This window comes from Maridesulfovibrio sp., from assembly GCF_963676065.1.
GTDB lineage: Bacteria > Desulfobacterota > Desulfovibrionia > Desulfovibrionales > Desulfovibrionaceae > Maridesulfovibrio.
In genome coordinates, this window is record NZ_OY780933.1 from 3,937,720 (window position 1) to 3,949,645 (window position 11,926).

Here is an 11,926-nt window from a genome sequence, read left to right on the forward strand (position 1 = left end):
TACCCCTTACATGAAAAGGTTTATTTTATCGCGGGGGCCGGTCAGGCCCCCGCGTTCATTATTTCTTGTCGGCAGTTTCTTCGGATTCATCCTGAAGCAGGTTAACATCGAGGCCGAGAGACATAAGCTCTTTGACCAGAACGTTAAATGATTCAGGGAGTCCGGCTTCAAGGAAGTTATCTCCCTTGACAATCTTTTCGTACATCTTGACACGGCCGGTTACGTCATCGGACTTAACGGTAAGGAATTCCTGGAGAAGGTAGGCGGCGCCGTACGCTTCCAGAGCCCAGACTTCCATCTCACCGAGACGCTGTCCACCGAACTGAGCCTTACCACCGAGAGGCTGCTGGGTAACCAGCGAGTAAGGACCGGTTGAACGTGCGTGAATTTTTTCATCAACAAGGTGATGAAGTTTGAGGATGTACATTACACCGACTGTTACGCGATTGTGGAAAGGATCACCTGTACGTCCATCGTAAAGGGTAACCTTACCGTCCTCGCCAATACCGGTCTTACCGACCAGATCCCAGATTTCTTCTTCGGTAGCACCGTCGAATACAGGAGTCTTGGTAACTATGCCTTCACGGGCTTTATTGACTGCCTGTCTGAAATCTTCATCATCAAGAGAGTCAATGAGCTCATAGACATCTTCTGATTCAAAGGTATTCTTGATTTCCTGACGGATGACGCCAAGCGCTTCGCCGGTATCAAGCATGTTTGCGAATTTTTGGCCAAGTGCGAGAGCAGCCCAGCCAAGATGTGTTTCCATGATCTGACCGATGTTCATACGTGAAGGAACGCCGAGAGGGTTCAGCACGATGTCCATGGGAGTACCATTATCAAAGAACGGCATATCCTGTTCGGGCAGGATGTTGGAAACAACACCTTTGTTACCGTGACGACCGGCCATTTTGTCACCTACGCTGAGCTTACGCTTAACAGCGATGTAGACTTTAACCATCTTGATCACACCCGGGGGCAGATCATCGCCTTCGGTAACTTTTTCGCGTTTCACATCATAAATACCTTTAATGATGCGAATCTGCTTATCATATTCAGCAAGAAGCTGTTTAACGGCTTCGTTTGTATCTTTATCTGCAAAAAGTCCGCCCAGTTTCTTAAGGGGTACTTCAGCAAGGATCTCATCAGTGATGGTATGTCCTGCTTCTGCAAGTACTTCGCCTTTTCTGCGGCCCATAAGGGTTTGCGCAATCTGTTTATTGGCAGCGACTTCCGCAATTTTAACGCGGGTTTTTCTGGTCAAAGATTCGATATGCTTGCTTTCTTTCATATCATGTTTGGCAAGCTCGAAATCTTCGATATTTCTGGTACGATCGTCTTTTTCACCGGAACGGCGGTTAAAAACTTTAACGTCGACAATAGTACCTTCGATTCCCGGCGGAACCTTGAGGGATGTGTTTTTCACATCGCGGGCTTTATCACCAAAGATTGCGCGGAGCAATTTCTCTTCAGGAGTCAGCTGTGTTTCACCTTTGGGAGTGATTTTACCGACAAGGATATCATCAGGAGCAATGCGGGCACCAAGACGAATAATACCACACTCGTCGAGGTTGCTGAGCATATCTTCACTCACATTAGGAATATCGCGGGTAACTTCTTCGGGTCCGAGTTTTGTATCACGGGCGACAAGTTCAAATTCCTCGATATGTACCGAGGTGAAAACGTCTTCCTTAACTACACGCTCGGAAATGAGTATGGAGTCCTCAAAGTTATAACCACACCAAGGCATAAATGCTACGAGCAGGTTCTTACCAAGGGCAAGTTCGCCGTCCTTGATACCGGGACCATCAGCAAGGACATCGCCCTTTTTAACTCTGGTTCCGATAGGCAGACGAGGACGCTGACCGTAGCAGGAGTTCTGGTTTGATTTGTGCCACTTCTGAAGTTCGTAGTGTTTAATACCGCCGGTATCAGGATAAATACCGTCATCATAACGAACAACGAGACGCTCGGCATCGACATAGTCGATATAACCGTCATTCTCAGCGAGAACACAGCTACCGGAATCCTGAGCAACATTAGCTTCCATGCCGGTACCAACCAGAGGCTGGGAGGTCTTAAGCAATGGAACAGCCTGACGCTGCATGTTTGAACCCATAAGTGCGCGGTTAGCATCATCGTGCTCAAGGAACGGAATCAGCGCAGCAGAGACAGATACTGTCTGGCTGGGGCTGATATCCATCAAAGTGGTATCTTCACGCGGATGCAGGGATACATCACCGTTAAGACGCGCGGTAACCAAGGGGTTCTGGAATGCGCCATCAGCGGTGACGGGAGCGTTAGCCTGAGCTACTACATGCCCTACTTCACGGGTGGCATCATAATATAAAATCTCGTCAGTCATCTTAGAATCTTTGATTGTCCGGTAAGGACTCTCAATAAAACCGAAATCGTTGACCTTTGAGTAAGTTGTCAGCGAAACAATCAGACCGATGTTCGGGCCTTCAGGTGTTTCAATCGGGCAGATACGTCCGTAATGGGAAACGTGTACGTCACGGACTTCAAAGCCTGCACGTTCACGGGTAAGACCGCCGGGTCCCAGTGCGGAAAGTCTGCGTTTATGGGTAACTTCAGAAAGCGGGTTGGTCTGGTCCATGAACTGAGACAGCTGAGAAGTTCCGAAGAATTCCTTAAGCACAGCTGCAACCGGTTTGGGGTTGATCAGATCATGGGGCATGAGTGTGGCTACTTCCTGGAGGCTCATGCGCTCCTTGATAGCTCTTTCCATGCGAACGAGACCGATGCGGTATTGGTTTTCCACCAATTCGCCAACCGGACGGACACGTCTGTTACCGAGGTTATCAATATCATCAGCAGGACCGTGGCTGTCCCTGAGTTTGCAAAGAACCTTAACCGCTGTAAGGATATCCTCATTGGTCAGGGTACGCAATTCAAGGGGAGTCTCAATGTTGAGACGTGCATTCAGCTTATATCTACCGACACTGGAAAGGTCGTAGTAATCGGAGCTGCGGAACAGATTTTCAAAGAAATTAGCCGCGATTTCAGCTGTCGGAGGAGAGCTGGGGCGCAATCTGCGGTAGATTTCAATCTGTGCGGATTCAACATCTGTAGTCTTATCCAGCATCATAGAATCACGCAGTGCGGAGGAGACATCTGCTCCCTGAGTATGCAGGACTTTAACATCCTTGATGCCTACTTCCTGAATGCGCTCAAAAATCTCTTCGGTTATCTCATCAGCGGCTTCAGCGAGAACTTCACCTGTATCGGGATCGGTAATATCACTGAAAACGAACTGACCGACAAGAGACTTGGGGTCAACTTCTATATACTCGACACCGCCGCGTACCAGTTTTTTCCAGCCGAATTTGGTGATAGGCTTGTCACGATTTACAATGACTTTGCCATCTTCGAGACTGAGATCAACCCAGGCATTTTCCTTGCGGTACTGAGTTTCAACCACTTTGCGGCGCATAATATGACGGTCAATCTGATATTCTTCGACTTCATAAAAATAATCGAGAATATCCTGCTTGGAAAGGCCCATGGCCTTAAGCAAAACAGTTGCAGGCATTTTGCGACGACGGTCGATACGTACATAAAGAATGTCTTTGTGATCGAAGTCGAAATCCAACCAGGAACCGCGCATGGGAATAATACGGCAGCTGTAAAGAACTTTACGGCTTGTATGGGTTTTCCCTGAATCGTGTTCAAAAATGATACCGGGAGAACGCTGTAACTGGTTAACGATTACGCGTTCAGTACCATTTATGATGAAAGTCCCCTGCTCACTCATGAGCGGGACGGTTCCAAAATAAATATCCTGCTCTTTAATGTCGCGGATAGTTCTGCTTTCGGTCTCTTCGTCTACATCAAAGACGACAAGGCGGACCTTGATACGGATAGGGGCTTCATAAGTAAGTCCCTTAGCAATACACTCATCCATATCATATTTAGGCTCACCAATGTCATAGCTGACATATTCGAGGCTTGCGGTTTTGTTGAAATCCTCAATCGGAAAAACCGAACGAAAAACTCCTTCGAGACCGACGTCCGCCCGACTAGCGGGGGCTACGCCTTCCTGAAGAAATTTTTTGAAGGAATCCACCTGCAGTTCAAGCAGGTGGGGAATCGGCAGAGTGACTTTGATCTTTCCAAATATTTTTCTGAGCTGACCCATCGTATCCTCAATCAAGTGAGAAGGTTAGGGTTGGAATGAAGCAATTTGACGAACATCAACCAATAAATAGTTAGTTACAAGTCAAAAAGTACAAGATAAACGTAGGCGGCAGAACAACATGCCTGAAAAGAAATTTTTAGAAGGTTATTTTGATCGCGCTAAAGATCCGGCTGCGCCTTTTCCGAATCCTATCAAAATAATAGATCAGGCAATTTTGTCAATCTTTTTAACAGCGAGAAGAGCGCAACCCCTTTTTACAGGGGTTTGCGCTCCTCTTGCATTAGCGATAAATTCGCCTGAATTACTTCATTTCGGCTTCAGCACCGGCTTCTTCAAGCTGCTTGAGAGCTTCTTCTGCTTCTGCTTTTTCTACGCCTTCTTTGATAGCTGCGGGAGCTTCATCAACTTTAGCCTTGGCTTCTTTGAGGCCGAGACCGGTCAGAGCGCGAACTGCTTTAATAACAGCAATTTTGTTGCCGCCTGCGCCTTTCAGGATAACGTCGAATTCAGTCTGTTCTTCAGCTGCTGCTTCGCCGCCTGCTGCGCCGGGAGCTGCTGCTACTGCTGCTACGGGAGCTGCAGCGGAAACACCGAATTTTTCTTCCAGTTCTTTGATGAACTCAGAGAGTTCGAGAACAGTCATGTTGGAAATAAATTCAACTACCTGATCTTTGGTGATATCTGCCATGGAAATTTCCTCCTGGGAATATACTTTGATTTGCCTTGACTAGGCTATTATGCAGCTTCTTTCTGATCTTTCACTGCGGAAAGAACATTCAGGAGGCCGCGGGGTACGTTTGCGAGCAAGCTCACAAAGTTGGTGGGTACTGCATTCATTGTACCCAGAGTTTTGCCGAGGAGCTCTTCCTTGCTCGGGAGCTTGGAAAGCGCCTGCACGCCATCTTCGTCAAGATATTTGCCCTCAAGGGATGCGAAACGCATTGCAAAAGTTTTACTTTGTTTTGCGAATTCCGCTACTGCTTTAGCTGCTGCAACAGGATCATCATATCCGATTACAACTGCACAGTTTTCCTTGAATTTGTCAGCCAGTACTTCATGATCAGTACCAGTGAAAGCCAACCGGGCCAGAGTGTTCTTGACGACATGGCAATCGACACCGACTTTACGAAGGTTAGCGCGGAGCTGAGTAAACTCTTCCACACCAAGACCTTTAAAGTCAGTAACGATGGCAATACTCGCCCTTTCAGCCTTTTCATTCAGCTGTTCAATAATCTGGGCTTTTTCTTGCCTGTTCACCTTAACACTCCTAATGCTTTGACCCGGAAAGCAAGTCAAAGTGTTGTCTCAACAGGATATTAAGGGACCATCCCACCTGCTTTCTTCGACTAAACTTCCCGTGTATTTATACATCACGGGCCGCCCTTGCGGGCGGCCTATGACATTTTAGGACTCAGAATATTTTCTTGCTGAAAGGGGATCAATCTTGAAACCTGGTCCCATGGTGGTAGCTACGGCAACAGCCTTCATGTAGGTACCTTTTGAGGAAGAAGGTTTAAGTTTGGCCACTGTTTCCAGCAGAGATTTAAGGTTTTCAAGAAGCTTTTCAGCTCCGAAAGAAACCTTTCCGATGGGAGCGTGCAGAACACCGGCCTTATCGACCTTGAATTCTACGCGTCCTGCTTTTACTTCTTTAACGGCAGATGCCACATCAAAAGTAACGGTGCCGGTCTTGGCATTAGGCATCAGACCGCGGGGTCCGAGCACACGTCCAATCTGACCGACTTTTGCCATCATGTCAGGAGTAGCGATAGCTTTATCGAAATCAAGCCATCCGTCCTTAACTTTGGCAACAAGGTCTTCACCGCCGACAAAGTCAGCGCCTGCTTCCTTGGCTTCCGCTTCTTTTTCCCCACTCACGAAGCAAGCTACGCGAATTTCCTTACCAAGACCGTTGGGCAGAGTTACTGCACCGCGGATCATCTGGTCAGAGTATTTGGGGTCAACGCCGAGGTTGATGGCTACATCAACAGTCTCGTCGAATTTGGCATAAGCCTTATCTACAGCAGAAGCTACCGCCTGTTCGACAGTTAAGCCGATCTGTTCGGTTCCTTCTGTTGCTTTTCTGTATTTTTTTCCGTGCTTAGGCATTATCTTTTCCCCTTACCTAGTCTGTGACTTCAATGCCCATACTGCGGGCTGTTCCCATGATAGACTTCATGGCAGCTTCAGTATCAGCAGCGGTCAAGTCGGGAGCTTTAAGCTCGGCAATTTCTTTAACCTGAGCTTTAGTCACTTTACCGACTTTGTTTTTGTTAGGCTCGCCGGAACCTTTCTGCAGCTTTGCAGCCTTAAGCAGGAGGGTAGAGGCCGGCGGAGTCTTGGTAATGAAGGAAAAAGACCTGTCTTGATAGACAGTAATGATCACAGGAATGATCATGCCCTTCTGATCCTGCGTTTTAGCATTGAATGCCTTGCAGAATTCCATTATATTTACACCATGCTGACCGAGAGCAGGTCCGACCGGTGGGGACGGATTTGCTGAGCCAGCAGGTATCTGAAGCTTGATTTTGCCTATTTCTTTCTTGGCCATCGCTTTATGTCCTATATTAAATTCCAGTGAGGATACTCACTGTCGGAAATGAATATGCAGCAGTGCGGTCAGGACTACCCTTTGGTTACCTGAACGAAGTCAAGTTCCACCGGGGTCTGGCGGCCGAAAATGGAGACTGACACCCGAAGCTTGCCTTTGTCGTAGTTGACATCTTCTACAACGCCGTTGAAACCACTAAAAGGTCCATCAATGACTCTGACTTCATCGCCACGATCAAAGTTGAACTTAGGTCTCGGCTGTTCCTGACGGTCTTCCATCAGGCTCAGGATATTGGCTGCTTCGCTGTCGCGCATAGGTGTTGGGCGATTTTTGCCACCGATAAATCCGGTAACACGAGGAATAGATTGGATGAGATGCCATGATTCATCCTCCATGATCATTTTGATCATGACATAACCAGGATAAAATTTCCTGGTTGATGTTCTTTTTTCCCCTTTAACCAGCTCAACAACTTTTTCCGTGGGAACGACTACTTCTTCGATCAGTCCTTTGTCCTGACCAGTTCTCATCATCTCACGAACAGTCTGCTCAACCCGCTGTTCAAAACCTGAATAGGTATGAACAATGTACCAGCGGGCCTTCCTTCCCTGAGGTTTTTCAGCGTCTGCGTTCATGGAGCTCTTTCCTTTTTACGGGTTATTTAAGACAGTATTGTCTCAACAAGCTTGCTGAGACCCATGTCAACAAAACCCAGAAAAAGCGACATTACTACGACAAGGACCAAGACGGCGGTACAGGTCTGTATAGTCTCTTTCTGAGTAGGCCATACGACCTTCTTGATTTCGACTTTAGACTGCTCAAAGAATTCGGTGAACTGTTTAATTTTTCCACCAGAACCTTTAGTTTCAGCCTTAGCCTGAACTCCCGCACCTTTATTATTTTTCTTGGCCATATTGATTCCCATAAATGAAGTGGCAGGCCAGGAGGGATTCGAACCCCCAGCATTCGGTTTTGGAGACCGACGTTCTAGCCGTTGGAACTACTGGCCTGCTTATTTATAGAAACTACTTGGACTCTCTGTGAAGAGTATGCTTCTTATCAAAAGGGCAATACTTCTTCAGCTCGATACGACCAGTAGTGTTCTTCTTGTTCTTCATCGTCGAATAGTTACGACGCTTACACTCGGTGCACTGCATCTGAACTTTGACACGCATGTCTTACTCCAGAATCTCAGTAACAACTCCTGCGCCTACGGTACGTCCACCTTCGCGAATAGCGAAGCGGAGACCCGGATCCATAGCGATGGGGTTGATCATCTCAACATTGAATGTTGCGTTATCGCCGGGCATAACCATTTCAACACCTTCGTCGAGAGTTACGATACCGGTGATGTCAGTTGTACGGAAGTAGAACTGAGGACGGTAACCGGAGAAGAAAGGAGTGTGACGTCCACCTTCGTCTTTGGACAGAACGTATACTTCTGCCTTGAACTTGGTGTGAGGATTGATTGTGCCGGGAGCTGCGAGAACCTGACCGCGCTCAACATCTTCACGCTTGGTACCACGGAGGAGAATACCTACGTTGTCACCAGCCTGACCCTGGTCGAGAAGCTTACGGAACATTTCAACACCGGTACAAGTAGTCTTAGCGGTATCTTTGATACCCACGATTTCAACTTCTTCACCAACTTTAATGATACCGCGTTCAACACGACCGGTAACAACGGTACCACGACCAGAGATGGAGAAAACGTCTTCGATGGGCATGAGGAAAGGTTTGTCGATGTCGCGCTCGGGCTCTTCAATGTAAGAGTCACAAGCAGCGAGGAGATCGAGGATGGGCTTTGCAGCTTCGTCATCAGCGCTTTCGCACTCGAGAGCTTTCAGAGCGGAACCCATGATGATGGGAAGATCATCACCGGGGAATTCGTAGGAGGAAAGAAGTTCGCGAACTTCCATTTCTACGAGTTCGAGGAGTTCTTCATCGTCAACCATGTCGCATTTGTTCAGGAATACTACGATTCCGGGAACACCAACCTGACGAGCGAGCAGGATGTGCTCACGAGTCTGAGGCATGGGACCGTCGGTAGCTGCAACAACGAGGATTGCGCCGTCCATCTGAGCTGCACCAGTAATCATATTCTTGATGTAGTCAGCGTGACCCGGGCAGTCTACGTGAGCGTAGTGACGGGCTTCAGTTTCGTATTCAACGTGAGCGGTAGCAATGGTGATACCGCGTTCTTTTTCTTCGGGAGCCTTGTCAATTTCGTCGAAGGCAACGTAGTCGCCGTTACCAGCAAGACCAGCAATCTTAGTGATAGCTGCAGTCAGAGTGGTTTTACCGTGGTCAATGTGACCGATGGTACCGATATTAACATGAGGCTTACCGCGTTCAAATTTAGCCTTACCCATGATAAATCCCCCTAAATTAAATAGAGTTTTTAATGATTTAAAGCGTCAAAGGTCATACTACACAAATGTATGGAGCCCACGACCGGACTTGAACCGGTGACCTCTTCCTTACCAAGGAAGTGCTCTACCGACTGAGCTACGTGGGCATCCTTTTTAAACGCGCAGGAATGGACTAGGGTAAGTTCATTATGGAGCGGGAAACGGGATTCGAACCCGCAACCCTCAGCTTGGAAGGCTGATGCTCTAGCCGTTGAGCTATTCCCGCACCCTATGTCCGTAGTTTAACAGCAGGCCTACCTGCCTCCTACAGCGCGATTATCTAAGTGGTGGTGGGGGGAGGATTCGAACCTCCGAAGGCGTTGCCGACAGATTTACAGTCTGTTCCCTTTGGCCACTCGGGAACCCCACCACTATATATATTGTTGTTCATCTGGAGCTGGCGATGGGACTTGAACCCGCAACCTGCTGATTACAAATCAGCTGCTCTACCAATTGAGCTACGCCAGCCCTCGTGAGCGAATCTTTCTACAAGCTCTGTTTTCAAATTGCAAGAACTTTTTTTGAATTTTTTCAAATTAATTCTCGGCCTGAAAACGATGCCTGACTTGCGATCCGCCGAAGCAACGTAGCGGGGTTTAAATGGAAATCGCCTTTCTAGTCAATACCTTTTTTCATTTTTCTTTAATTTTTTTCAAAATAACCTGCTTAAAAAGTCTCGAGAACACAGGTAGGTTTTGACTTTACAGCCATTTGGACGTAATTCACTGCCCTCGTCACGAACTAACGTGAAATACATGAATTCAAGACTCTCAGGTATAAGCATAATGAAATCACTTCCAATAAGTCCCGATAAACCTTGGCTGGCCCCCCTTGCCGGATACTCTGACCTGCCTTTTCGCATGCTCTGTCGAAAACGGGGATGCGCCGTCGCCTGTACAGAAATGGTCAGCGTAAAAGGGCTTAAGTATGACGGTAAAGGAACCAAAGACCTGCTTGCAACCTGCCCGGAAGACAATCCACTGGTTGTCCAGCTTTTCGGCGGTGAGCCGCAGGACTATTCAGATACTATGCCTCAACTGCTTGATCAGGGCTATACTTTTTTTGATTTAAACTCAGGGTGTCCGGTTAAAAAAGTTCTTAAAACCGGTGGAGGATCCGCTTTGCACCTTGATCCGGACCGCCTTGTCAAGACCGCTGCGGCAATGGTCGAAATTGCCGGAGAAGGCAAAGTAGGGGTAAAAATACGTTTGGGTTTCATGATCGGTGAAGACAATTATCTTGAAATTGCCAAACGGCTCGAGGATGTCGGAATCGCATGGCTGACTATGCATCCCCGTTATGCAAAACAAATGTTTTCCGGAGAGGCGGACTGGTCCAAGCTGGCAGTATTAAAAGAGAGTATTTCCATCCCTGTAATCGGGAGCGGAGATCTGTTTACAGCTGAAGACGGTGCAGAATGCATCAGGCAGACCGGCATCGACGGGATAATGTTTGCCCGCGGCGCCCTTTTTGACCCTTCTATTTTCGCTCGCTACCTGAATCTGATTAATAACCCCGAGAATCCCCCCCTGCCCTCTTTTGACCTTGGCAAGACAATGGAAGAGCATATCAATATGACTCGTAAATTTGACGGCAGCAACCGTTCTTTCAGGAAAATACGCTCTATCCTGCCTCGTTACGCCAAGGGGATGGATGGAATTAAGGCCGTTCGTACAAAACTTACGGCCTGTGAGAACTGGGAAGAACTCATCGCAGCGGCTCGAGAGGTTTCCACTCTTACACGCGAGCGCTGTTAATTATTTATTTTTTATGTGATTGTTGACGATAACGATCTTTAACGCTTAATATACAAATTGCAATTTAATAATCTGACAGATTTTAACCGGAGAATCATATGGCCCAGACCGATATTTTGCTTGAAGCGGGAACAAATGAACTTGAAATAGTTGAGTTCTGGCTTGAAGAAGAACCCCGTGAAGAAGGCGAAGGAAATTATCGTGGCTTTTACGGTGTAAACGTAGCCAAGGTTCTGGAAATTATAAGAATTCCTGAAAAAATTACAAAATTACCAAAGGTTGCGCACCCTGCCATTATGGGTACCTTCAATCTGCGCAACAAGGTTATTCCACTTGTGGACTTAAGCCACTGGCTGAAGAAAGGCCGTGTTGAAACGGAACCGCCGAAGGTAATCGTTACCGAGTTTAATAACGTATCGTCCGCTTTTCTGGTTTCCGGAGTTACCCGAATTCACAGGATCAGTTGGGAAAGAGTCGAAGCACCTTCTAATTACGTATCAACCCTTTCCGAAGATTCCATCACAGGTGTTGTTAAATTTGAAGACCGCATTTCGCTTATACTCGACCTTGAAAAAATAGTAGCCGAACTGAACCCGGACCTTGGGTTAAAGCTTGATGACTCCATCGACTGGGCGACTACTGCCGGTTACAAGGCTATCATCGCCGATGATTCCACCCTGATCAGAGAAATGCTCTATGAAATGATGGTCCGTGCTAAATTTTCAGTTGAAATGGCCAATACCGGACGTGACTGCTGGGAAAAACTGATCGCTCTGAAAAACAAATCTATTGAGGAAGGAAAGCCCATAACGGACTACATCAATGTCGTGATTTCCGATATTGAGATGCCGGTCATGGATGGTCACAACCTGACTGTACGCATAAAATCGGACGAAGTGCTCAAGCAGCTTCCGGTTATTCTTTTCTCATCAATCATTACCGATAAGCTTCGCCACAAAGGTGAGTCCGTCGGTGCTGACGATCAGATATCCAAACCTGAAGTTACTGAACTGGCTCAGCGCGCCATCGCCTTGATCGAAAAATAATC

General features: G+C 47.3%; 11 protein-coding genes and 5 tRNA genes. 2 read left to right on the forward strand and 14 right to left on the reverse strand.

Going from position 1 to position 11,926, the window contains the following annotated elements; translation table 11 throughout:
* Positions 1 to 58 precede the first annotated feature (58 nt).
* The 14 genes from rpoB to ACKU35_RS17815 form a co-directional block, all read right to left on the reverse strand.
* Entirely contained in the window at positions 59 to 4,159 is a 4,101-nt protein-coding gene (gene rpoB / locus ACKU35_RS17750) for a DNA-directed RNA polymerase subunit beta (RefSeq protein ID WP_319761397.1), read from the reverse strand.
* Positions 4,160 to 4,460: 301 nt separating this feature from the next.
* A complete protein-coding gene (gene rplL / locus ACKU35_RS17755; RefSeq protein WP_319761398.1) occupies positions 4,461 to 4,847 on the reverse strand; it encodes a 50S ribosomal protein L7/L12 in 387 nt (128 codons plus the stop codon).
* A 47-nt stretch (positions 4,848 to 4,894) separates the two neighbouring features.
* Positions 4,895 to 5,416 carry a 50S ribosomal protein L10 gene (gene rplJ, locus ACKU35_RS17760; RefSeq protein WP_319761399.1) on the reverse strand — a complete coding sequence of 174 codons (522 nt, stop codon included), beginning with the start codon at positions 5,414 to 5,416 and terminating at the stop codon, positions 4,895 to 4,897.
* Positions 5,417 to 5,563: 147 nt separating this feature from the next.
* Positions 5,564 to 6,268, reverse strand: coding sequence for a 50S ribosomal protein L1 (rplA, locus tag ACKU35_RS17765; RefSeq protein ID WP_319761400.1), 705 nt, complete (start codon positions 6,266 to 6,268; stop codon positions 5,564 to 5,566).
* 16 nt (positions 6,269 to 6,284) lie between these two features.
* Positions 6,285 to 6,710, reverse strand: coding sequence for a 50S ribosomal protein L11 (rplK, locus tag ACKU35_RS17770; RefSeq protein WP_163352543.1), 426 nt, complete (start codon positions 6,708 to 6,710; stop codon positions 6,285 to 6,287).
* A 74-nt stretch (positions 6,711 to 6,784) separates the two neighbouring features.
* Positions 6,785 to 7,345 carry a transcription termination/antitermination protein NusG gene (nusG, locus tag ACKU35_RS17775; RefSeq protein ID WP_319761401.1) on the reverse strand — a complete coding sequence of 187 codons (561 nt, stop codon included), beginning with the start codon at positions 7,343 to 7,345 and terminating at the stop codon, positions 6,785 to 6,787.
* Positions 7,346 to 7,371: 26 nt separating this feature from the next.
* A complete protein-coding gene (secE, locus tag ACKU35_RS17780; RefSeq protein ID WP_319761402.1) occupies positions 7,372 to 7,623 on the reverse strand; it encodes a preprotein translocase subunit SecE in 252 nt (83 codons plus the stop codon).
* A gap of 20 nt (positions 7,624 to 7,643) precedes the next feature.
* Positions 7,644 to 7,720, reverse strand: a tRNA-Trp gene (locus ACKU35_RS17785).
* A 15-nt stretch (positions 7,721 to 7,735) separates the two neighbouring features.
* Positions 7,736 to 7,885 (reverse strand): 50S ribosomal protein L33, encoded by a 150-nt coding sequence (gene rpmG, locus ACKU35_RS17790; protein WP_015851054.1) that lies wholly within the window; start codon positions 7,883 to 7,885, stop codon positions 7,736 to 7,738.
* Positions 7,886 to 7,888: 3 nt separating this feature from the next.
* Positions 7,889 to 9,082 (reverse strand): elongation factor Tu, encoded by a 1,194-nt coding sequence (tuf, locus tag ACKU35_RS17795; protein ID WP_319761403.1) that lies wholly within the window; start codon positions 9,080 to 9,082, stop codon positions 7,889 to 7,891.
* A gap of 70 nt (positions 9,083 to 9,152) precedes the next feature.
* A tRNA-Thr gene (locus ACKU35_RS17800) sits at positions 9,153 to 9,228 on the reverse strand.
* A gap of 43 nt (positions 9,229 to 9,271) precedes the next feature.
* Positions 9,272 to 9,347 (reverse strand) — tRNA-Gly (locus ACKU35_RS17805).
* A 59-nt stretch (positions 9,348 to 9,406) separates the two neighbouring features.
* Positions 9,407 to 9,491: transfer RNA gene (locus tag ACKU35_RS17810), tRNA-Tyr, on the reverse strand.
* Between the two features lie 22 nt (positions 9,492 to 9,513).
* A tRNA-Thr gene (locus ACKU35_RS17815) sits at positions 9,514 to 9,589 on the reverse strand.
* A gap of 317 nt (positions 9,590 to 9,906) precedes the next feature.
* On the opposite strand from ACKU35_RS17815, the gene ACKU35_RS17820 reads away from it, so the two are divergent.
* Positions 9,907 to 10,878 (forward strand): tRNA-dihydrouridine synthase family protein, encoded by a 972-nt coding sequence (locus ACKU35_RS17820; protein WP_319761404.1) that lies wholly within the window; start codon positions 9,907 to 9,909, stop codon positions 10,876 to 10,878.
* Positions 10,879 to 10,976: 98 nt separating this feature from the next.
* The gene (locus ACKU35_RS17825; RefSeq protein WP_319761405.1) at positions 10,977 to 11,924 is read left to right on the forward strand and encodes a chemotaxis protein; all 948 of its coding nucleotides are present in this window, start codon (positions 10,977 to 10,979) and stop codon (positions 11,922 to 11,924) included.
* The last annotated feature ends 2 nt before the right edge of the window (positions 11,925 to 11,926 follow it).